This window comes from Pseudomonas sp. PS01297 (assembly GCF_029959305.1).
Classification (GTDB): domain Bacteria; phylum Pseudomonadota; class Gammaproteobacteria; order Pseudomonadales; family Pseudomonadaceae; genus Aquipseudomonas; species Aquipseudomonas helleri.
The window spans coordinates 36041-58544 of sequence record NZ_JASCPQ010000023.1; the positions used below are offsets into that span (position 1 = coordinate 36041).

At 60.8% G+C, this 22504-nt stretch carries 21 protein-coding genes; 15 read left to right on the forward strand and 6 right to left on the reverse strand.

Translation table 11 applies throughout. The annotated features are described in order from the left end of the window. Positions 1-10 precede the first annotated feature (10 nt). From QMX84_RS09580 to QMX84_RS09595, 4 genes are all read right to left on the reverse strand, one after another. A complete protein-coding gene (locus tag QMX84_RS09580) occupies positions 11-1252 on the reverse strand; it encodes an FAD-dependent oxidoreductase (protein ID WP_282363703.1) in 1242 nt (413 codons plus the stop codon). Beyond that, positions 1234-2139: a bifunctional methylenetetrahydrofolate dehydrogenase/methenyltetrahydrofolate cyclohydrolase FolD gene (gene folD / locus QMX84_RS09585; protein ID WP_262122740.1), complete on the reverse strand. Its 906-nt coding sequence runs from the start codon at positions 2137-2139 to the stop codon at positions 1234-1236. Before folD ends, QMX84_RS09580 begins: the two co-directional genes overlap by 19 nt. Further along, positions 2136-3002: a formyltetrahydrofolate deformylase gene (purU, locus tag QMX84_RS09590; protein ID WP_048369156.1), complete on the reverse strand. Its 867-nt coding sequence runs from the start codon at positions 3000-3002 to the stop codon at positions 2136-2138. The genes folD and purU overlap by 4 nt, the downstream gene beginning before the upstream one ends. Before the next feature lie 380 nt (positions 3003-3382). Further along, complete coding sequence (locus tag QMX84_RS09595; protein ID WP_048369155.1) at positions 3383-3982, reverse strand: helix-turn-helix domain-containing protein; 600 nt, start codon at positions 3980-3982, stop codon at positions 3383-3385. A 283-nt stretch (positions 3983-4265) separates the two neighbouring features. Here QMX84_RS09595 and glnT point away from each other — a divergent pair, with 283 nt between their 5' ends. The 5 genes from glnT to QMX84_RS09620 all read left to right on the forward strand — a co-directional run bounded on the left by glnT (position 4266) and on the right by QMX84_RS09620 (position 10044). After that, positions 4266-5600, forward strand: a complete 1335-nt coding sequence (gene glnT / locus QMX84_RS09600) for a type III glutamate--ammonia ligase (RefSeq protein WP_048369154.1) — start codon at positions 4266-4268, stop codon at positions 5598-5600. A gap of 48 nt (positions 5601-5648) precedes the next feature. Continuing rightward, positions 5649-6554, forward strand: coding sequence for a glutamine amidotransferase family protein (locus QMX84_RS09605; protein ID WP_282363704.1), 906 nt, complete (start codon positions 5649-5651; stop codon positions 6552-6554). 11 nt (positions 6555-6565) lie between these two features. Beyond that, a complete protein-coding gene (locus QMX84_RS09610) occupies positions 6566-7249 on the forward strand; it encodes a protein glxC (RefSeq protein ID WP_282363705.1) in 684 nt (227 codons plus the stop codon). 19 nt (positions 7250-7268) lie between these two features. Further along, entirely contained in the window at positions 7269-8606 is a 1338-nt protein-coding gene (locus QMX84_RS09615) for an FMN-binding glutamate synthase family protein (RefSeq protein WP_048369151.1), read from the forward strand. A gap of 112 nt (positions 8607-8718) precedes the next feature. After that, positions 8719-10044 carry an ammonium transporter gene (locus QMX84_RS09620; RefSeq protein WP_153329003.1) on the forward strand — a complete coding sequence of 442 codons (1326 nt, stop codon included), beginning with the start codon at positions 8719-8721 and terminating at the stop codon, positions 10042-10044. A 65-nt stretch (positions 10045-10109) separates the two neighbouring features. On the opposite strand, the gene QMX84_RS09625 is transcribed toward QMX84_RS09620, so the two are convergent. Beyond that, positions 10110-11822 carry an amidase gene (locus QMX84_RS09625; RefSeq protein ID WP_282363706.1) on the reverse strand — a complete coding sequence of 571 codons (1713 nt, stop codon included), beginning with the start codon at positions 11820-11822 and terminating at the stop codon, positions 10110-10112. A gap of 208 nt (positions 11823-12030) precedes the next feature. Between QMX84_RS09625 and QMX84_RS09630 the strand changes: the two genes are divergently transcribed. The 10 genes from QMX84_RS09630 to QMX84_RS09675 all read left to right on the forward strand — a co-directional run bounded on the left by QMX84_RS09630 (position 12031) and on the right by QMX84_RS09675 (position 22216). After that, positions 12031-12372 (forward strand): hypothetical protein, encoded by a 342-nt coding sequence (locus tag QMX84_RS09630; protein ID WP_153336470.1) that lies wholly within the window; start codon positions 12031-12033, stop codon positions 12370-12372. Positions 12373-12468: 96 nt separating this feature from the next. Then, on the forward strand, positions 12469-13731 hold the full coding sequence (locus QMX84_RS09635) for a TolC family protein (protein WP_282363707.1): 1263 nt from the start codon (positions 12469-12471) through the stop codon (positions 13729-13731). After that, complete coding sequence (locus tag QMX84_RS09640; protein WP_282363708.1) at positions 13721-14959, forward strand: efflux RND transporter periplasmic adaptor subunit; 1239 nt, start codon at positions 13721-13723, stop codon at positions 14957-14959. Before QMX84_RS09635 ends, QMX84_RS09640 begins: the two co-directional genes overlap by 11 nt. Beyond that, positions 14956-18114 carry an efflux RND transporter permease subunit gene (locus tag QMX84_RS09645; protein WP_282363709.1) on the forward strand — a complete coding sequence of 1053 codons (3159 nt, stop codon included), beginning with the start codon at positions 14956-14958 and terminating at the stop codon, positions 18112-18114. The genes QMX84_RS09640 and QMX84_RS09645 overlap by 4 nt, the downstream gene beginning before the upstream one ends. Further along, entirely contained in the window at positions 18111-18443 is a 333-nt protein-coding gene (locus QMX84_RS09650; RefSeq protein ID WP_282363710.1) for a copper-binding protein, read from the forward strand. Before QMX84_RS09645 ends, QMX84_RS09650 begins: the two co-directional genes overlap by 4 nt. Before the next feature lie 118 nt (positions 18444-18561). Beyond that, positions 18562-18774 (forward strand): hypothetical protein, encoded by a 213-nt coding sequence (locus tag QMX84_RS09655; RefSeq protein WP_282363711.1) that lies wholly within the window; start codon positions 18562-18564, stop codon positions 18772-18774. 1 nt (position 18775) lies between these two features. Then, positions 18776-19081 (forward strand): NIPSNAP family protein, encoded by a 306-nt coding sequence (locus tag QMX84_RS09660; RefSeq protein ID WP_048369143.1) that lies wholly within the window; start codon positions 18776-18778, stop codon positions 19079-19081. 129 nt (positions 19082-19210) lie between these two features. Then, the gene (locus QMX84_RS09665) at positions 19211-19942 is read left to right on the forward strand and encodes a GntR family transcriptional regulator (protein ID WP_153392172.1); all 732 of its coding nucleotides are present in this window, start codon (positions 19211-19213) and stop codon (positions 19940-19942) included. A 122-nt stretch (positions 19943-20064) separates the two neighbouring features. Beyond that, complete coding sequence (locus QMX84_RS09670; protein ID WP_262122710.1) at positions 20065-21354, forward strand: MFS transporter; 1290 nt, start codon at positions 20065-20067, stop codon at positions 21352-21354. A gap of 28 nt (positions 21355-21382) precedes the next feature. After that, positions 21383-22216 (forward strand): amidohydrolase family protein, encoded by an 834-nt coding sequence (locus QMX84_RS09675; RefSeq protein ID WP_262122709.1) that lies wholly within the window; start codon positions 21383-21385, stop codon positions 22214-22216. A 105-nt stretch (positions 22217-22321) separates the two neighbouring features. Here the strand turns inward: QMX84_RS09675 and QMX84_RS09680 are convergent. Continuing rightward, on the reverse strand, positions 22322-22504 hold a 183-nt coding region (locus QMX84_RS09680), incomplete at its 5' end, for a hypothetical protein (RefSeq protein ID WP_282363712.1).

Genomic DNA, 22504 nt, shown 5'->3' on the forward strand with positions numbered 1-22504 from the left:
GTGCTCCGGGTCAGTGGCTGGCCGCCGTGGCGCCCATTTCGTTGACTTGCTGGAAGGTTGAAAAACGTTCGAGGGCGAACGGTTTGATCAGTTCGGGCACCTTGCCGCCGCTGGCAACCAGCTCGGCCATGGTCTTGCCGCAGATGGGCGTGGCCTTGAAGCCCCACGTGCCCCAACCGGCGTCGAGGTAGTAATTTTTTACCGGCGACAAGCCCATGATCGGGCTGTAGTCGGGGGTCATGTCGGTGCTCCCGGCCCACTGGCGCATCAGTTTGGCGTTGGCCAAAAAAGGGAACATCTCGATGGCGTGGGCCAGCAGGCTTTCTTTCAAGTCCAGGGTCGAGCGGGTGTTGTACAGCGGGTAGGGGTCGGAGCCGCCACCGAACACCACTTCGCCACGGCTGGTTTGCTGCACGTAACAGTGCAGTGCCGACGAACTCACCAGCGGGTCGAGAAACGGCTTGAAAGGTTGCGTGACCATGGCTTGCAACGGGAAGGTCTGAATCGGCGAGCGGATCCCGGCTTTGGCCATCAGCAGCGAGCTATGCCCGGCAATCGCCTGCACGGCGCAACCGCAGCGGATCGTCCCGCGGTTGGTTTTGACAGCGGTGATCGCGCCGTTCTCGATCACCAGGTCCTGAACCTCGGTCAGTTGATGAATCTCCACCCCGCGTTTGGCCGCCTGCTTGGCATAACCCCAGGCCACGGCATCGTGGCGGGCGGTGGCGCCGTCGATGTGCCACAGCCCGGCGAGCACCGGCAGGTGGCCGGGATCAAGGTTGAGGGTGGGCACCAGTTCGCGTATCTGCTGGCGGTCAATCATCTCGCTGCGTCCGCCAAAGTGCTTGTTGACCTCGGCCCGCTGGCGGAACGAACGCACGGTGGCATCGGTGTGGGCCAGCGTCAGTTGGCCGCGCTCCGAATACATGATGTTGAAGTCGAATTCGTTGGACAGCGACTGGAACATCCGCACTGACTCGGCGTAAAACTTCACGCCTTCGCTGGTCAGGTAGTTGGAGCGAATGACCGCCGTGTTGCGCGCCGTATTGCCGCCCCCCAGATAGGCCTTTTCGAGTACCGCGATATTGCTGATGCCGTGGTATTTGGACAGGTAGTAAGCGGTGGCCAGGCCATGCCCGCCCGCGCCAATGATGACCACGTCATAGCTGGGTTTGAGCGCCTTGGGCGGCGGTAAGTCGACCTCTATCGGGTACTCCGAACTCAGCCCGTATTTCAAGAGATTGAAGGGCATACGGCCTCCGACAGGCTGCGTTGCGCCTGAGATTGGTTAAGGGCAGCGGTCACAGTGTTTTTCATCAGAAAAGCGATGGTCATCGGGCCGACGCCGCCGGGCACCGGGGTGATGGCCGCGACGCGGGTCAGTGCGCTGTCGAAATCCACATCGCCGACCAGGCGGCTGCGACCGTTGTCATCGATGCGGTTGATGCCGACATCAATCACCACGGCGCCGGGCTTGAGCCAATCGGCGTCGATCAGGCGCGGGCGGCCCACGGCGGCGATCACAATGTCGGCCTGGCGGCATAGCGCTTGCGGGTCCTGGCTGCGAGAGTGGAGCACGGTCACCGAACAGTCGGCTTGCAGCAGCAGGGCGGCCATGGGTTTACCGACGATGTTCGAGCGGCCAATCACCACCGCGTGCTTGCCGCGCAAATCACCGCAAGCCTGCTTGAGCAAATACAGGCAGCCGCTGGGTGTGCAGGGCGCCAGCACCGCGCGGCCCTGGCTCAGCCCGCCGACGTTGTCACTGTGGAAACCGTCGACGTCCTTGTCCGGGCTGATCGCCTGCAGGGCGCGCAGTTCGTCGATATGCGCGGGCAGGGGCAGTTGCAGCAACACACCGTGAACCGAACGGTCGGCATTCAAGCTGGCGATCAACTGCAGCAAGTGTTCAGTCTCTGTATCGCTCGGCAGGCGATGTTCCAGCGAACGAATACCAACCTCTTCGGCGCGCAGGACCTTGTTGCGCACATACACCTGACTGGCCGGGTCGTTGCCCACCAGAATCACCGCCAGGGTGGGCTCAATGGCCTGCTCGTAGAGGCTGGCTACATCTTCGCGCACTTGCTGCAACACGCGTGTGGCGGCGGCTTTACCGTCAATCAAAAGGGGCGTATTCACCGGAAAATCACCGTTCTGTCCTGGTTGAGAAACACCCGATGTTCAAGGTGGTATTTGACCGCCCTGGACAGCGCCACGGTTTCGGTGTCGCGCCCGATTGCCACCAGATCTTCCGGCAAATGGGCGTGATCGACCCGTTGCACTTGCTGCTCAATGATCGGCCCCTCGTCCAGGTCGCTGGTCACGTAATGCGCGGTGGCACCGATCAGCTTTACCCCGCGTTGCCAGGCCTGGTGATACGGCTTGGCGCCCTTGAAGCCGGGCAGGAACGAATGGTGGATATTGATCGCCCGGCCTGACAGCTGTTGGCACAGGTCGTCGGAGAGGATTTGCATGTAACGCGCCAACACCACCAGCTCGGTGCCGGTGTCGTCGACGATTTTCATCAGTTCGGCTTCTTGCCGGGCCTTGGTGTCTTTGTTGACGGGCAGGTAAATGAAGCGGATACCCTCGCGCTCAGCCATGGGCCGCAGGTCGAGGTGGTTGGAAACAATGGCGGTGATGGTCATGTCGACCTCGCCCTTGTGGTAGCGGTACAGCAAGTCGCCCAGGCAATGGTCGTACTTGCTCACCATCAGCAACACACGCATTGGCTGGCGGGTGTCGTGCAGTTCCCAGGTCATGTCGAAGGCGGCGGCAACGTCACTGAACCCGTCTTTGATCTGCTGAAGGTCAGCGGCCTGCTCATCGTTGAAGCGAAACACGGCCCGCATGAAAAAGCGCCCGCTGAACTCATCGTCAAATTGCGCCATCTCCCCGATGTAGCAACCGTTGTCCGCCAGAAACGTGGTCACGGCAGCAACGATGCCAGACACCGCCGGACACGTGACCTTGATGATGAAATGGTTTTTTTCGTGTTGCATGACACATCCTCGGGAAGGTAGTGGCAGCTCATCGCAGGGCGAAAAAAGACATCAGCACAGCCGTTCTCGAGGTGGAACGTACTTTCTTGGAGGGAATAAAATATTCCTGAATGTTGGCTTTATAGGGGAATGCCCGCGCCGCGTCCAGAGGTTTAAGAAAGTTTTTTAACTGACAGGAATTTTATGCGGGGAGGAAACATTCGCATCTGTAGGAGCGAGCTTGCCTCGCGATCTTTTGATCTTGATCTAAGAGCCCCCTCACCCTAGCCCTCTCCCGAAGGAGAGGGAACCGATTGGGGGATGCTGAAGATATTCGGTGGCCTTTTTGCTGCGCCACAACGCGGTATCGAAGACGGGGCGGCAGCCAAAGAGGGAAGGGCTTATTCCTTGTCGTTGCCGTAGTTCATGATCGACAACAAACGAATCGGTACTTGCACCAGCTGTTCTGGCCCATGGGGGATGTCGCCTTCGAAGGTCAGGCTGTCGCCCGCCTGCATGCGGTACAACTGGTTGCCGTGGCGATAGATCAATTCGCCTTCCAGCAAATGCAAAAACTCGGTGCCCGGATGGGCGAAGGTCGGGAACTCTTCGCTGGCGTCGTCCATGCTCACCATGTACGCCTCAAAACTCTTCTTCGGGCCGCGCGTGTGGTTGAGCAAGTGGTAGGTGTGGCCTTTCTCGGTGCCCCGGCGCACCACCTCCATGCCTTGGTCGGCCTTGACCAGCAGTGCGCTGCCGTCCTGCTGATCGTATTCACTGAACAGCTTGGACATCGGCAAGCCGAGCACGTCGCACAGACGGCTCAAGGTATCGAGGCTGGTAGAGACCTGGGCGTTTTCGATTTTGCTCAACATGCCTTGGCTGATATCGGCAATTTTGGCCACGTCGGACAACTTCAAATCCTGAGCCTGACGTTGGCGCTTTATCTGCATGCCCAAGTATTGCTCAAGCTTGAGCCGTGGAGCGGGTTCGGTTGGCATCGTCATTCAGTCCTGCACACTTTCCGTTCAGTAATAATAGTTTCGCACTGAGAAAGTGCAAAAAGCTGACTACAGGCTAGCGGATCATTGGCCATATTCCCATCGGGAAAAGAATTTTCCCATATAGACAGCACGAAAACGCCACTGGAGGCGTTTTGACGCAGCGCTGACAACTCTGGCAAGGGCTTTGCATTCCTATTGGGAAACTAACTTTCTTTTTAGGAATAAAAAGACAGTTAAGGCCAACCCTCACTGTTTTGCCTTTCGCCAGGAGTGACGAGTAATGCTGCCAGCAGAAACCCAGCGCATCATCGATAAGCACGGGATCAAGTACGTGCTTGCGCAGTTTGTCGATATTCACGGTGCGGCGAAAACCAAGTCGGTGCCGATTTGTGGCCTCAAGACCGTCGCCGAAGAGGGTGCCGGGTTCGCCGGTTTTGCCATTAGTGGCATGGGCATGGAGCCCCACGGCGCGGATTTTATGGCCCGTGGCGATTTGTCGACCCTGACCCCGGTGCCTTGGCAGCCAGGTTACGGGCGAGTGGTGTGCGTGGGGCATGTTGATGGCAAGCCGCACCCTTACGACAGCCGTTATGTGTTGCAGCAACAAGTGCAGCGCCTGGCGGACAAGGGCTGGACCCTCAATACCGGGCTGGAGCCTGAGTTCAACCTGATGCGCCGTGACGAACAGGGCACGCTGCAACTGGTCGACCCCAGCGACAACCTCGACAAGCCTTGCTACGACTACAAAGGCCTGTCGCGCTCAAGAGAGTTTCTGGAAAAACTCACCGAAGCCCTGCAAGCGGTGGACTTTGAGGTCTACCAAATTGACCACGAAGACGCCAACGGCCAATTCGAAATCAATTACACCTACAGCGATGCGCTGACCTCCGCCGATCGCTTCACGTTCTTTCGCATGGCGGCCGGTGAGATCGCCAACGACCTGGGCATGATTTGCTCATTCATGCCCAAGCCTGACCCCAAGCGAGCGGGCAACGGCATGCACTTTCACCTGTCGATCAGCAGCGCCGAAAACAAAAACCTGTTCCATGACGCCAGCGACCCCAGCGGCATGGGCCTGTCGAAAATGGCTTATCACTTTGCTGCCGGCCTGCTCGCCCATGGCCCGGCCCTGTGTGCCTTCGCTGCGCCGACCGTCAACTCTTACAAGCGCCTGGTGGTGGGGCAGTCTCTGTCCGGCGCCACCTGGGCACCGGCTTTTATCGCCTTCGGCGCCAACAACCGTTCGGCCATGGTCCGCGTGCCTTACGGGCGTCTGGAATTTCGCCTGCCGGATGCCGGGTGCAACCCGTATCTGGTCAGCGCAGCGATCATCGCGGCCGGGCTCGACGGCATCGATCGTCAACTGGAAATCGACCACGTCTGCAACGAAAACCTCTACAGCCTGAGCCTCGAAGAAATCGCCGCCCGGGGCATCAAGACCTTGCCGCAATCGCTCAAGGAAGCCTGTGACGCGTTGCAAGCCGACCCGCTGTTTGCCGAAGTGCTCGGCCCACAAATCGTTGGCGAGTTTATCAAGCTCAAACGCATGGAGTGGGTGGAGTACAGCCGCCACGTCTCCGACTGGGAAATCAAGCGTTACACCGAATTCTTCTGATTATGTCTGGCGGCACAGCCGCTCCCGAACAACCTGAGGACTGCTCTTATGTGTGGAATCGTAGGTCTGTATCTGAAAAACCCGCAGCTGGAAGCCCGGCTCGGCACGTTGTTTGAACCCATGTTGCAGGCCATGACGGATCGCGGTCCGGACAGTGCCGGCTTTGCTATCTACGGCGACGAAGTGGCGGCAGGCTGGGTCAAATTGACGTTGCAGGCAACCACTGAAAGCTATGACTGGAACAACCTGATGGGCGCGCTGGAAGGGCGCCTGGGCTGCTCGCTGGATTGGTTTCAGAATGCCAGCGCTGCGGTGCTCAAGGTCAATGCCGATGAGGCATTGGTGCGTGCCGCACTGGCTGAGCTCGCGCCGACGGTGCGCATCATGAGCGCCGGGCAGAGCATCGAGATCCTTAAGGGCATGGGCCTGCCTGAGGACATTTCCCGGCGCTTCGGCCTGGCCAGCATGCAGGGCAGCCACATCATCGGCCACACCCGCATGGCCACTGAAAGTGCGGTGACCATGGAAGGCAGCCACCCGTTTTCGACTGGCGCCGACTTGTGCCTGGTGCACAACGGCTCGCTGTCCAATCACTTCCGCCTGCGTCAGGAACTCAAGCGCGAAGGGATTCATTTCGAAACCGACAACGACACCGAAGTCGCGGCCGGTTATCTGACCTGGCGCCTGCAACAGGGCGACTCGCTGAAAGAAGCGCTGGACCACGCGCTGGAAGACCTCGACGGCTTCTACACCTTCGCCATCGGTACCCGTAACGGGTTTGCGGTGATCCGCGACCCGATTGCCTGCAAACCGGCGATTTTGGCCGAAACCGACGATTACGTGGCCATGGCTTCTGAGTATCAGGCGCTGTCGAGCCTGCCGGGCATTGAACACGCACGGATCTGGGAACCGGCACCCGCCACGTTGTACATCTGGGAACGCGAGTCAGCTTAAGGAGCGCACACATGAAAACCATCGATCTTTCCACTGCCAGCGTGCGCGAACTCAATCAGGCGCTGCACGACCAGGTTCATAACTTTATCGACGCCGAATGGCGGGTGACGCACTCCAACGGCAAGCACAACCTCGCGGTGGGCGTGAACCAGGCCGTGTCCATCGATATTGAAGGCCACGCCGGTTACTACTGCGCGGGCATGAACCAGCAGGCGACGATCACGGTGCACGGCAACGTCGGCGTGGGCTGCGCCGAAAACATGATGTCGGGCGTGGTGCGGGTCAAAGGCAGCGCGTCGCAGGCGGCCGGGGCCACTGCCCATGGCGGCTTGCTGGTGATTGAGGGCGATGCCGGGGCGCGCTGCGGGATCTCCATGAAAGGCATCGACATTGTGGTCGGCGGCAGCATTGGCCACATGAGCTGTTTTATGGGCCAGGCCGGGCGTCTGGTGGTGTGCGGCGATGCCGGTGATGCGCTGGGCGACTCGCTGTACGAAACCCACATCTATGTGCGCGGCAGCGTCGAGTCGCTGGGGTCGGACTGTGTTGAAAAAGAGATGCGCGCCGAGCATCTGCAAGAGCTGCAAGGGCTGCTGGATGTAGCCGGTTTTGCGCACAAAGCCGCCGAGTTCAAGCGCTATGGCTCGGCCCGTCAGCTGTACAACTTCAAAGTCGATAACGCGTCCGCGTACTGATCCGCGCGAGGAGAACCCCATGAGCGATTCCACTAACCCAACGCCAACCACGCCGGTACTGCGCGAATCGGCCACCTTCGATCGCCTGACCATTCAGGAGATCCAGCGCGCGGCCGAAACCGGTATCTACGATATTCGTGGCGGTGGCACCAAACGCAAACTGCCGCATTTCGATGACTTGCTGCTGCTCGGCGCCAGCGTCTCGCGTTACCCGCTGGAAGGTTATCGCGAGAAGTGCGGCACCGATGTGATCCTCGGCAACCGCTTCGCGAAGAAGCCGATTCACCTGAAAATCCCGGTGACCATCGCCGGTATGAGTTTCGGTGCCTTGTCGGCCAATGCCAAGGAAGCCCTGGGCCGAGGCGCGACCATCGCCGGGACCAGTACCACCACCGGCGACGGCGGCATGACCCCGGAAGAGCGTGGCCAGTCGCAGCATCTGGTGTATCAGTATTTGCCGTCTCGCTACGGCATGAACCCGGACGATTTGCGCAAGGCCGACGCGATTGAAATTGTCCTCGGGCAGGGCGCCAAACCGGGCGGTGGCGGCATGCTGCTGGGGATGAAAGTCACTGAGCGGGTGGCCGGGATGCGCACCTTGCCGATTGGCGTCGATCAACGCAGCGCCTGCCGTCACCCGGACTGGACCGGCCCGGACGACCTGGCGATCAAAATTGCCGAACTGCGGGAAATCACCGACTGGGAAAAACCCATCTACGTAAAAATCGGCGCCAGCCGTCCGTATTACGACGTCAAACTGGCGGTCAAAGCCGGGGCCGACGTGATCGTGCTTGACGGTATGCAAGGCGGCACGGCGGCCACTCAGGAAGTGTTTATCGAACACGTCGGCATCCCGATTTTGTCGGCCATCCCGCAAGCGGTTCAGGCCCTGCAAGAGATGGGCATGCACCGCAAAGTGCAGTTGATTGTCTCGGGCGGCATCCGCAATGGCGCCGACGTGGCCAAGGCCATGGCCCTGGGGGCAGACGCCGTGGCCATTGGTACGGCAGCCTTGATCGCCCTGGGTGACAACCATCCGCGGCTGGACGCTGAGCTGAAGAAAATCGGTTCGGCAGCGGGTTACTACGACGACTGGCAGAACGGCCGCGACCCCGCCGGGATCACCACTCAAGACCCGGAACTGTCCAAGCGTCTGGACCCGGTCGAAGGCGGTCGGCGCTTGGCCAACTACCTGCGGGTGATGGTGCTGGAAGCCCAGACCATGGCCCGGGCGTGCGGCAAATCGCACCTGCACAACCTTGACCCCGAAGACCTGGTCGCCCTGACCGTAGAGTCGGCCGCCATGGCCCGCGTGCCGCTGGCGGGCACCAGTTGGGTACCGGGCTCCGGCTACTGATAGACCCCACCTCGTAGGAGCGAGCTTGTCTCGCGATCTTTTGATCTTTTAAAAGATCGCGAGACAAGCTCGCTCCTACAATTTCGAACGTTCTTTTGCAGGAGCTTTGAACATGGTCAATCGCCCTCTCGGCAAATCATTTTTGATGGTGTGCACAGCCATGCTGTTGGCACCGCTGGCTCAGGCCGCCGATGCCCCCGTCTTGAACACCGGCAGCACCGCCTGGATGATCACCGCTGCCGCGCTCGTGTTGTTTATGTGCCTGCCCGGTCTGGCGCTGTTTTATGGCGGCCTGGTGCGGGCCAAGAACATGCTTTCACTGTTTACCCAGTGCTTCGGGATTGCCGGGGTGGTGGGCGTGCTGTGGGTGATCTATGGCTACAGCATGGTGGTGGATACCACGGGCATGGTGGAGGGGCAGGTGACCTTCAACAGTTTTGTCGGTGGCCTGGGGCAAGCCTTTTTGAAAGGCATTAACGCCGACAGCCTGGTGGGTGACATCCCGGAAGGGGTGTACGTGACCTTTCAGATGACCTTCGCCATCATCACCCCGGCGCTGATCGCCGGTGCCTTTGCCGAGCGCATGAAGTTCTCGGCGGCGCTGCTGTTCATGGCGGTGTGGTTCACCCTGGTGTACGCCCCGGTGGCGCATATGGTCTGGGGCGGGCCCGGTGCATTAATGCATAACTGGGGCGTGCTGGATTATGCCGGTGGTACGGCGGTGCACATCAATGCCGGGGTTGCCGCCTTGGCCGCTTGCCTGATTTTGGGCAAGCGCAAGGGCTACCAGAACACCCCGATGCCCGCGCACAACCTGAGCCTGACCATGGCCGGTGCGGCGATGCTGTGGGTCGGCTGGTTTGGCTTCAATATCGGTTCGGGCGGCGGCTTGAGCGGGTTGTCCGGCATGGTGATGCTCAACACCCAGTTGGGCGCATGCGCAGGCATTCTGGGCTGGATGTTCACCGAGTGGTTCAAGGTCGGCAAACCCAGTGCTCAAGGCTTGGCCTGCGGTGCACTGGCCGGGCTGGTGGGCATTACCCCGGCGTGTGCTTATGTTGGCGTCGGCGGTGCGCTGGCCATCGGCTTGTTGTGCGGGGTGTTCTGCTACCTGAGCGTCACCGTGCTCAAGCGCCGTATCGGTTATGACGACAGCCTGGACGTATTCGGCCTGCATGGCATTGGCGGGATGATCGGTGCGGTGCTGACCGGGGTGTTCTGTGTGCCGTCGTTGGGCGGTCTGGTGGACGGTGTGAGCATGGGCGCGCAAGTCATGGCGCAGATCAAGGGCGTACTGCTGACCACGGTGTATTGCTTTGCCGCCAGCTGGGTAATTCTGAAAATCATCGACCGGGTGATGGGTTTACGTGCCGACGATGCCGTGGAAGAGCTGGGGCTGGATCTGGCTGAGCATAACGAGCGGGCTTATAACCACTGAAGCATTAGCATCCTGTAGTGATCGTGCTCGCGATCTTTGACAAAAGATCGCGAGCATACTCAAGCCTACAGAGCGGTATTCAGCGGCGGGGTGCGGGGTGGGATCTGGCGTTTGCTGCCCAGTGCTTCAAACGCCGAAGCAATGCTCAGCAACGCCGAATCGTCGTAAGCGCGCCCGGCAAAGGTCAGGCCCACCGGCATGCCGATGTCTGCCATCACGCCCATCGGCACGGTGACGGTCGGCACACCCAAATGACGGATCGCCAGGTTGCCGTTGGCCACCCACACGCCGTTGCTCCAGGCAATGTCGGCCGATGCCGGATTAACATCGGCGTCGGCCGGGCCTACATCCGCGACAGTCGGGAACAGCACGGCATCCAGGCCCAGGTCGTCCATCCAGTCTTCAAGGTCGATCTTGCGGGTCTGTTCCAGGCCACGCAGGCCGCCCGGCAAGCTCGCGATCTGGTCCCACGGGGTAATCCCGCGCTGGGCCATGCGCACGTACTCATCCATGCCCGCAGCCAGTTCATCTTCGCGGTTGGGCAGGGTGCCGGGGTCGTGCGGGAAAATCTGCGGGCCATCCACGTCGGCCAGGCGGTTGAGTTTCGGGTCGCCATTGGCACGCAGGAAGTCATCGAAGGCCCAGGCTGACAGCTCCCACAATTCGTCGTGCATGAACTCCTTGGACACCAGCCCGCGGGTGAACACGGTTGGCGCGCCCGGACGGTCGCCTTCGCAGTTGGACACCAACGGGAAGTCGACCTCGATCACTTCGGCGCCCTTGGCCTCAAGGGCCTGGCGCGCGGCTTGCCACAGGTCGATGACCGACGCACGGGTGATGATGCGCTGCCCGGTCGGGCCGCCGATGCCGGGGTTCTCTGCGGTGCCGGCCAGCGGATCGGCATTGATGTACATGCGCGGCACGCCAAAGCGTTTGCCGGCCAGGGATTCAGCGCTGGCGGCCAGGTCCAAGTACGACGCCGGGCGCACGGCCTCAACACTCGGCAGCGGCACCCAGGGCTGCATGCGCCACAGGTCGCCACGGGTGTCCGGGTCTTCGGCAACTACCACGTCGAGCACTTGCAGCAGGTCGGCCATGGTTCTGGCATAGGGCACGACCACGTCCATGGTTGGTGTCAGCGGCCAGTTACCGCGCACTGAAATTACTCCGCGAGATGGCGTGTACGCGCACAGGCCGTTATTGGACGCCGGACCGCGCCCGCTGGACCAGGTTTCTTCGGCCAGCCCAAACGCCGAGAAACTCGCAGCGGTGGCCGTGCCAGCACCATTGGACGAGCCGGACGCGAAGGGCGCCGTCAGGTAGTCAGCGTTGTACGGGCTTTCGGCGCGGCCATACACCCCGCGCTGCATGCCGCCGTTGGCCATGGGCGGCATGTTGGTTTTGCCCAGGCAAATGGCCCCGGCGGCGCGCAAACGCTCAATGGTGAACGCATCGCGATAAGCGATCAGGTCTTTAAAGGCCGGGCTGCCGGACGCGGCTGTCAGGCCCTTGACCAGGTAACTGTCCTTGGCGGTATAGGGGATCCCGTCCAGCGGGCCGAGGGTTTCACCCTTGGCGCGACGGGCGTCCGACGCTTCGGCTTCTTTAAGGGCTTCGGGGTTGCGCACCACCACCGCGTTCAGCGCGGTCGGCGTTTGCGGGCCGTCATAGGCCTCGATGCGTGCAATGTACGACTTGACCAGCTCAACCGCGGTGGTCTGGCCCGAATCGAGCGCTTCACGCAGTTGGGCAATGGAAACTTCAGTAACTTCGATCATGCGCTCACCGCCGAAGGTTAAGGGTGGATGTGGACTGTGTGCAGCTTAGCGAAACCGTTTTCGTTAATCGATATTTATCCGTAATTATTAAGCGGCTCGCGCCTACCGAATAAAACGCTGAACATAATCTGCGCTTAATTCCAGCACGCTCTGATAGCGCGAGTCGGCTAATTGTAACCGTCATTTTTAACGATTAAACTCACGCCCCATGAAACGCTATCTGCGGCTTTGCCTTGTTTTTGTCTTGAGCCTCGCGCTTCCCTTGAGTGGGATGGCGGGTGTGCAGGCACCGGCAGACCCGTGCCCCATGCAAGTGTTGGGCATGAAGATGATGAACGACATGGGCATGGACTGCTGCGACGACAGCAAGGCGCCGTCCGAACATAGCAAGTCGTGCAAACCCGGCCAGGAATGCAAAACCGGGACGATGTTGCAAATTTCGGTCATCAAGCCCGCACTTTCCTTGCCCAATCCGCTCACGCTGGCACTGTTCAGCGATGCTGTACCCACCTCAGCCCCGTCCGGGGTGTGGCGCCCGCCACGGGTTTGATTCCTGTCCCTCTTTGAACCGTCTTGCGCATTAGCGCGAGGCACAGTTGTGCGCTGTGTTTGCAGCGTGCACGGGATCTTCACAGGAATCTAAAACATGAAACCCATGTGCTTTGGCACCGGCTTGCGCGTATGCGTCGGCCTGGTGGCAAGTGTGCTGGCGTGGCCGAGTTTCGCGGGTGGTCTGACCCTCGATGAAGCGCTACGCCTGGCCGACAATACGGCGCCTGCGCTGGCGGCCCAAAATGCCAGCGTGCAAGCGGCCAGCAGTGCCGCGATCCCGGCGGGCGAATTACCGGACCCGAAACTGGTGCTGGGGGTGCAGAACTTCCCGGTGGGCGGCCCCGATCGCGGCAGCCTGGACCGCGATTTCATGACCATGCAAATGGTCGGCATCCGTCAGGACATGCCCAATAGCGAGAAGCGCAAGGCGCGCATTGAAGTGGCCGATGCCGCCGTGGACACCGCCATTGCCCAGCGCCGGGTGGCGCGGCTGAATGTGCGTCAGGCCACCGCGCTGGCGTGGATCAACAGTTATTCAGTGGAGCGCAAAGACGCGCTGTTTAAGGATTTCTACTCTGAAAACCGCCTGTTTGGCGATGCCGTGCGTGCGGCGATTGCGGGCGGCCGCGCGCAACCCTCTGATGCCGTCACCCCCAAACAGGAAGCTGCATTGTTGGCTGAGCAGCAGGATGAGTTGCAGCAACAGCGTGCCCAGGCCCATGCCGCACTCAAGCGCTGGATTGGCCCGGCGGGCAACGACACCCCCTTGGGGCGCTTGCCCGAATGGCCGGTCGAAGGCGGGATGTACACCCATAACGTGCAGCACCATCCGCAGCTCGCCGCCTTTGAACCCATGACCCGCGAGGCGCAAGCCAAGCTGCATGAGGCCGAGGCCCAGAAGCATTCGGACTGGAGTTGGGAGCTCGATTACCAGCACCGGGGGCAGCAATTCGGTGACATGGTCAGCGTGCAGTTTTCTTGGGATTTACCGATATTTCCCGGTCGCCGGCAAAACCCGGTGATTGCCGCCCGGCAAGCCGACCTCGACCAGCTGGATGCCGAGCGCGAAGACATGACCCGCGAGCACACCCGGCAACTGGACGATGATCTGGCCGATTTTCAGCGCCTTAACCGCGCTGTGCAACGCGGTCAGGACAGCCTGATTCCGCTGGCCCAAGAGAAGGTCGCGTTGAGCATGGCCAGTTACCGCGCAGGCAAGGGCGATCTGAATGCGCTGGTCACAGCACGTCGCGAGTTGATCCAGGCCCGCCTCAAACAGGTGGACGTTGAAGAGCAGCGCGCAGCGGTCAATGCCCGTCTGTATTTCGCTTATGGGGAAGGCGCACATGACATTTAATAAAACCAAAGTAACCGGGCTGGTAGTCGCTGCGCTGGCGTTGGGCGTGGCAGCAGGCTGGTGGGCGGGGCAACCGCGTGACACCGGCATGGCGCCGTCAATGGCAGCCAGCGCGCCCAAGGCGCTGTACTGGTATGACCCGATGTTCCCGCAGCAAAAGTTCGATAAACCGGGCAAGTCGCCTTTTATGGACATGCAATTGGTGGCGCAGTACGCCGACGATAAAGCCGACGCGCAAACGCTGCGGGTTGATCCGGGGCAGACCGAAAATCTCGGTGTGCGCCTGGCCACGGTCAGTCGCGGCATGTTGGCGACCCGTGTCATGGCGTCCGGGGTGCTGGGGTTCAATGAGCGTGATGTGGCGGTGGTTCAGGCACGCACGCCGGGCTTTGTCGAGCGCGTTTACACTCTTGCGCCCGGTGATGTGCTCAAACCCGACGCTGCGCTGGCGGATGTTCTGGTGCCGGAATGGGCGGCGGCGCAGGAAGAGTTTCTGGCGCTCAAGCGCGTGGGTGATTCCGCGCTGTTGGCGGCGGCGCGTCAGCGTCTGCGCCTTACGGGGATGCCGTCGGCATTGATTGCGCAGGTCGAGCGCAGTGGCAAGGTGCAGCCGGTGTTGACCGTTACCAGCCCGGTGGGCGGTGTGCTGCAAACCCTGAATGTGCGTCAGGGCATGACCTTGGCGCTAGGTGAAACCCTGGCCCAGGTCAATGGCCTGGGCAGCGTCTGGCTGACCGTGGCGGTGCCCGAGGCGCAAGCCGCAGCCGTTGCGCCGGGGCAAACCGTCGAGGCACGTTTACCGGCCTTTGCCGGGGAGGTGTTCAAGGGCACGGTCAGCACGATCCTGCCGCAAACCAACGCCGACAGCCGCACGTTGCAGGTGCGGGTCGAACTGGCGAACCCCGGTGCACGGCTGCGACCGGGTTTGACCGCGCAGGTCAGCCTTGAACAGGGCATCGATCAGCATGTGCTGTGGGTGCCCAGCGAAGCTGTGATTCGCACCGGCCATCAAGCCTTGGTCATGCTGGCTGAGGAGGGCGGGCATTACCGCCCGGTTGAGGTGCGTACCGGGCCTGAAAACGACGGCCAGACCGCGATCCTGCAAGGGTTGCAAGAAGGCCAGCAGGTGGTGAGTTCAGGCCAGTTCCTGCTTGACTCCGAGGCCAGCCTCAAGGGGCTGGACGTCACGCCGCTGGCGCCAAACCTGCCAACCGGGAGCCAGCCATGATTGCCGCGCTGATTCGCTGGTCTGTCGGCAACCGGATGCTGGTGTTTCTGGCGACGTTGTTTGTGACGGCGTGGGGCATCTGGTCGGTGCAAAATACGCCGATTGATGCCCTGCCGGAATTGTCCGATGTGCAGGTGATTATCCGCACGCCGTACCCTGGGCAAGCCCCGCAGATTGTCGAAAATCAGGTCACTTACCCGTTGACCACCACCATGCTCTCGGTGCCTGGCGCCAAGGCCGTGCGTGGCTATTCATTTTTTGGCGACAGCTTTGTCTATGTGTTGTTTGAAGACGGCACCGACCTGTATTGGGCGCGCTCGCGGGTGCTGGAGTACCTGAGCCAGATTCAAGGCCGCTTGCCCGCCAGCGCCAAACCGGCGCTGGGTCCGGATGCCACGGGGGTGGGCTGGATTTATCAGTACTCGCTGGTGGACCGCAGTGGCAAGCATGACCTCGCACAACTGCGCGCCCTGCAGGACTGGTTTCTCAAGTTCGAACTCAAAACCCTGCCCAATGTGGCGGAAGTGGCGACCGTGGGCGGGATGGTCAAGCAGTATCAGGTGCAACTCGATCCTTTAAAAATGGCCGCGCTGGGCATTACTCAGGCTGAAGTCACTGAGGCCATCGGCAAGGCCAATCAGGAAACCGGCGGCGCGGTGCTGACCATGGCCGAAAGCGAATTTATGGTGCGGGCGTCGGGCAACCTCAAGACCCTGGAGGACTTCAGGGCAATCCCGCTCAAGCTTGGCGTCGGTGCGGTACCGGTCACGCTGGGGGACGTAGCAAACATTCAGCTGGGGCCGGAATTGCGCCGGGGCATTTCAGAACTCGACGGTCAAGGCGAGGCCGTGGGCGGCGTGGTGATTCTGCGCAGCGGCAAAAACGCTCGCGAGACCATTGCTGCGGTCAAGCAAAAACTCGAGGAGCTGAAAGCCAGCCTGCCCGCGGGTGTAGAGATCGTCACCACCTACGACCGCAGCCAATTGATTGATCGGGCGGTGGACAACCTCAGCCACAAGCTGCTGGAGGAGTTCCTCGTGGTGGCGCTGGTGTGCGGGGTCTTCCTGTGGCACCTGCGCTCCTCGCTGGTGGCGATTATCTCGTTGCCGGTGGGGGTGTTGATGGCCTTTATTGTGATGCGTTATCAGGGCATCAACGCCAACATCATGTCGCTGGGCGGTATCGCGATTGCCATCGGCGCCATGGTCGATGCGGCGGTGGTGATGATCGAGAACGCCCATAAAAAAATCGAAGCCTGGCACCACGCGCATCCCGGTGAAGAACTGAAGGGTGCCCAGCACTGGCAGGTGATCACCCAGGCCGCCACGGAAGTCGGGCCGGCGTTGTTCTTTTGCCTGCTGATTATCACCTTGTCGTTTATCCCGGTGTTCACCCTGGAGGCGCAGGAAGGGCGGCTGTTCGGCCCGCTGGCGTTCACCAAAACCTGGTCGATGGCCGCGGCTGCCGGATTGTCGGTGACCTTGGTGCCGGTGCTGATGGGCTACTGGATTCGCGGGCCCATCCCCGACGAAAAAAAGAACCCGCTCAACCGTGGTTTGATCCGGCTGTATCAACCGGCGCTGGACGCGGTATTGCGCCGCCCGAAAACCACTCTGGCGGTTGCCTTGCTGGTGTTCGTCAGCTCCTTGTGGCCGATGTCGCGGCTGGGCGGGGAGTTTTTGCCGCCGCTGGATGAAGGGGATTTGCTGTACATGCCCTCAGCGCTGCCAGGGTTGTCGGCGCAAAAGGCCGCGCAACTTCTGCAACTCACCGACCGGTTGATCAAGACCGTGCCGGAGGTTGCCCACGTGTCGGGCAAGGCCGGGCGCGCCGAAAGTGCCACCGACCCGGCGCCGCTGGAGATGTTTGAAACCACCATCGCGTTCAAGCCTCGTGAGCAATGGCGTCCCGGCATGACCCCGAAAAAGCTGGTGGAGGAACTGGACCGTGTGGTGCGGGTGCCGGGGCTGACCAACCTGTGGGTGCCGCCGATCCGCAACCGCCTCGACATGCTCGCCACCGGCATCAAGAGCCCTATCGGGGTCAAGGTCAACGGCGGTGATCTGGCCGCAATCGACAGCGTTGCCCAAGCCATTGAACGCGTGGCCAAGGGTGTGCCGGGGGTCAGTTCGGCGCTGGCTGAACGGCTCACGGGCGGGCGTTACATTGACGTCGATATCGACCGTGGGGCAGCGGCCCGTTACGGGCTCAACATTGCCGATGTACAGGCGATTGTGGCCGGGGCCATTGGCGGTGAAAACGGTGGTGAAACCATCGAAGGGCGGGCGCGATTCCCCATCAACGTAAGGTACCCGCGTGCCTGGCGGGACTCGCTGAGTGCTCTGCAACAGTTGCCGATCTACACCCCGCAGGGCAGCCAGATCACCCTCGGCACCGTGGCCACTGTGCGCATCAGCGAGGGCCCGCCGATGCTCAAAAGTGAAAACGCGCGGCCTTCCGGCTGGGTGTATATCGACGTGCGCGACCGCGATTTGGCATCAGTGGTTAGGGATTTGCGCCAGGCCATCAGCGAGCAGGTGCACTTGCAACCTGGCATGAGCGTGAATTACTCGGGGCAGTTTGAATACCTTGAGCGGGCCAACGCACGGCTCAAGCTGGTCGTGCCCGCGACCTTGCTGATCATCTTTGTGCTGCTGTACCTGACCTTCAGCCGTTTCGACGAAGCCCTGCTGATCATGGCGACCTTGCCTTTTGCCCTCACGGGTGGCGTGTGGTTTTTGTACCTGCTGGGCTTCAACTTGTCAGTGGCCACCGGAGTCGGGTTTATCGCCCTGGCCGGGGTGTCTGCCGAGTTCGGTGTGATCATGCTGCTGTACCTGAAAAACGCCTGGGCCGAGCGCCAGCAGGCGGGCGAGGGCAGCGAGCAAGGGCTGGTTGCCGCCATTCGCGAAGGCGCCGTGCAACGTGTGCGGCCCAAGGCGATGACCGTGGCCGTGATCATTGCCGGTCTGTTGCCGATCTTGCTGGGCGGCGGCACCGGCAGTGAAATCATGAGCCGCATCGCGGCGCCCATGGTCGGCGGCATGCTCACCGCGCCTCTGCTTTCCCTGTTTGTTATCCCGGCGGCGTACCGCGTGATGCGCCGTCGCCATTTACCTGTTGAAACCCAACCTTCTCAAGGAAACCCCCTATGAAATTCCCTCTCGTAGTCGTAGCCAGCCTTGTTGTCGCGTTCAGTGTTGCGGCCCATGCAGAAGACATGTCGGGCATGCCAATGGACGGCATGCAGGCTCACCAGCAAGCACCGGCTGCCAGCGCCGAAGGCGTGATCAAGGCGATTGATCCGGCCAGGCACACCGTGACCCTGGCCCACGGCCCGGTCCCGGCCTTGCAATGGCCGCCCATGACCATGGGCTTTGCCGTGACCGACGCGCAATTGGCCGGGCTGGCGGTGGGTGACAACGTGGCGTTCAGCTTCCGCATGGAAGGCAGCAAAGCGACGATTGTCACGATCAAGAAATAACTGGATGACTGTAGGAGCGAGCTTGTCTCGCGATCTTTTCAACGATCAAAAGATCGCGAGGCAAGCTCGCTCCTACAGGGGTATATTCTGCGGGCCGATTCACAAGGATGTTGTTTAGATGCAATGGTTTAAGCGCTTCAATCAGGCGTGTGAACGCTTCGGAAAGCGGATCCCGACCTGGGTTTTTGGCCTGGTCGCCGCAGGCTTTTTTATCGCATGGCTGATCACGCTGTTTATCCCGATACCCTTCAACCCCGTGCTGCTGATGATCCCTGCGGTGGTTATCACGATGGGCGTGCTGAATAGACTCTACCCTTCAAAGGAACGATGAAATGGTTACGTGTTACCTGCGTTATGTGATCGACCCCTACCAACTGGCAGAATTCGAAGCGTATGCGCGCATCTGGATCCCGCTGGTGGAGAAGTTCGGCGGCACCCATCACGGTTATTTCCTGCCTTCGGAAGGGGCTAACAATATTGCCCTGGCGATGTTTACCTTCCCCAGCCTGACCGCCTACGAAGACTACCGTGAGCGCTCCAAGACCGATGCCGAATGCATCGCTGCATTCAAGCTGGCCGAAGACAACCGTTGCATCCTCAGCTACGAGCGCAGCTTCTTCCGCCCCGTGTTCGAATAAGCCCTGCCTCAAACGTGCGGGTGCCTGACAGCGCCCGCCGCTATTCGGTGCTTGACAGCCAACCCGTCCGGAGAAATACTCGCCACCAATATTCATATATATGACTAGATAACAAGGTGAATAAGGTCAATGAATTCTCTATCCGGTGATACCCGCCTGCCGCAGTACCAACGCTTGCGTGATCATTTGGCGGAGCAGATCGCGCAAAATCGCTGGCGTCCGGGGGAGGCGATCCCGACTGAAGCCGCGCTGTCGGCGCAATACCTGCTCTCAACCGGCACCGTGCGCAAAGCCATTGATGCGCTGGTCAGCGAGGGCATTCTGGAGCGCCAGCAAGGGCGCGGGACGTTTATTCGGCGGCCTCAGTTTCAGTCGTCGCTGTTTCGTTTTTTCCGTTTTCAAACCGCTGCCGGCGAGCGCCAGGTGCCGCAGAGCCGCATCCTTTCAGTAGAGCCGGTCGCCGCGCCTTCGGCCGTGGCTCAAGCCTTGGGCTTGCCCGCCGATGCGCAGGTCATTCGTATCATGCGTGTGCGTTTGCTGGATGAGCAGCCGGTGCTGGCCGAAGAAATCTGGCTGCCTCACGCACTGTTTGCGCCCTTGCTGCAGCTCGACTTGAGCCAGCAGGGGCCGTTGCTCTATCCGATCTATGAAGATGTTTGCGCTCAGGTCGTCGCCCGTGCGGAAGAGACCCTGACCGCCGAATCGGTCAATGACGTGTATGCACGCTTGCTGCAAGTGCCGGTCAACAGCCCGGTGGTGGTGATTGAGCGCCTGGCCCGTGATTACGCCGGTACGCCGCTGGAATGGCGGCGCTCGCGCGGGCATGCCGAGCACTTCCGTTATAGCGTGGACATCCGCTAACCCCAAGCCTTCGGCCCGCTGCCTGCGGACCGGGGGCTTTTTTGTGTGTTGCTTTTGACTGGCCTGACGGCGGTTCGGTCAGCATTCGGCCGCCTTGCGTTTGACTTATAAGGATAAAAAACATGTTCAGTTGGTATCGTCAGATCACTTCACGGGAACGCAAAACGTTCTGGGCCTGCTTCGGCGGCTGGTCGCTCGACGCTTTGGAAGTACAAATGTTTGGTCTGGCGATTCCGGCACTGATTGCCGCTTTCGCCTTGACCAAGGGCGACGCCGGCTTGATCAGCGGCGTGACCCTGGTAACTTCGGCCATCGGCGGCTGGGTCGGCGGCACGTTGTCCGACCGCTACGGGCGAGTGCGCACGTTGCAGTGGATGATCCTGTGGTTTTCGTTCTTCACCTTTCTCTCGGCTTTTGTCACCGACTTCAACCAACTGTTGATCGTCAAGGCGCTGCAAGGCTTTGGGATCGGCGGTGAGTGGGCCGCGGGCGCGGTGCTGATGGCCGAAACCATTAATCCGAACTATCGCGGCAAGGTCATGGGCACCGTACAAAGCGCCTGGGCCGTAGGCTGGGGCCTGGCCGTCGGGGTGTTTACGCTGATCTATTCGTTGGTGCCGCAAGACATGGCCTGGCGGGTGATGTTCCTGGTCGGGCTGCTGCCGTCGCTGCTGATCATCTGGGTGCGCCGCAACGTGCAAGAGCCCGACAGCTTTCAGCGTCTGCAAAAAGAAAACGCCATCCCGCCAAGCTTCTTCAAATCGCTGTCGGGTATTTTCCGCCCTGAACTGCTGCGCGTGACCTTGTTTGGCGGGCTGTTGGGCCTCGGTGCCCACGGCGGTTACCACGCGGTTATGACCTGGCTGCCGACCTTCCTGAAAACCGAGCGCAACCTGTCAGTGTTGAACTCGGGCGGTTATCTGGCGGTGATCATTGCGGCCTTCTGGTTCGGCTGTGTGGTCAGTGGCTTTTTGATCGACCGCATCGGGCGCCGCAAAAATATCATCCTGTTCGCCCTGTGCTGCGTGATCACCGTGCAGTGCTACGTCTTCCTGCCCTTGAGCAATACGCAAATGTTGTTCCTGGGCTTTCCGCTGGGCTTTTTCGCGGCAGGGATTCCGGCCAGCCTCGGGGCGCTGTTTAACGAACTGTACCCGGCGGATGTGCGCGGCGCCGGTGTCGGCTTTTGCTACAACTTCGGGCGCGTGTTGTCGGCGGTGTTCCCGTTCTTGGTCGGGCACATGAGTGAGTCCATGTCCCTGGGCTCGGCGATTGGTATCGACGCCGGGATTGCCTATGGCGTGGCGGTGATTGCCGCCTTGTGCCTGCCGGAAACCCGTGGCCGCAACCTTGAAGCGCCCATCCAGGCGCAACCGGCCAGTGGTAGCAGCAACGACACCGCACGTGCCTGATACCCATTACTTTTGATAGATGAACGACATGCCTGATACCCGCTTCACGCCGATTAGCGGCATTGATTCCCACGCTCATGTGTTCAGTCGCGAACTGAGCCTGGCGGCCGCACGGCGCTATACCCCGGGCTACGACGCCACTCTGGCGCAGTACCAGAGCCAATTGCAGACCAATGGCTTTAGTCATGGCGTGCTGGTGCAGCCGAGTTTTCTCGGCACTGACAACCGCTACCTGCTGGCGGCGCTCAAGCAAGCGCCGCAACAGTTGCGCGGGGTCGTGGTGCTGGACCCCGGCACAGAACAGGCGCAGATGCGTGAACTGGCTGGCCAGGGCGTAGTGGGCGCACGCTTGAACTTGATGGGCTGTGCATTGCCTGATTTTAACCAGCCGGTCTGGAAGGCCTTTCTGGGCAATATTGAGGCGTTAGGCTGGCACATCGAACTGCACCGTCAGGTTGAAGACCTGCCGGGTTTGCTCCGGCAACTCAAGCCGTTCGGGATCAAGGTAGTCATCGATCACTTCGGTCGCCCGGATGCGCGTTTGGGGCTAGAACAGCCGGGCTTTCACCAGATGCTTGAACTGGGGCAGGGCGGGCAGGTGTGGATGAAAGTCTCGGGCATTTATCGACTGGCCGGGACTGAACAGCAGAACCTCGATTTCGCCAGGGCGGCGTTGCGCCTGTTGCAGCAAAGCCTGGGTCCAGAGCGGTTGGTGTGGGGCAGCGACTGGCCGCATACGCAACACGAAGAGCGTGTCAGCTACACCTCGGTGGTCCAACAACTGGACGCACTGGAGTGCCCGGCTGAGGTCAGGCATGCACTGCTGGTCGAGGCGCCACGGGCATTGTTCGGGTTCGAGTAGCGTTTATTGATTTGGGTCAGTACCGCCCGGAGAAAAATCGCGCAAAATTTCTTGTTACCTGTCGTAACACTGGGGTATTATCGCCCTGCGTTCACCTACCACGGTTTATGCATTTTTAAGCCCCAAGTTTCCATCAGCTACTTGGGCTTTTTTTTGCCTGAAATTTGGCATGTACAGCAAAACTGTAGGAGCGAGCTTGCCTCGCGATCTTTGAAAGATCAAAAGATCGCGAGGCAAGCTCGCTCCTACAGAGTGACGATCTTTTAATCGATCACTCGCGCACTCCAC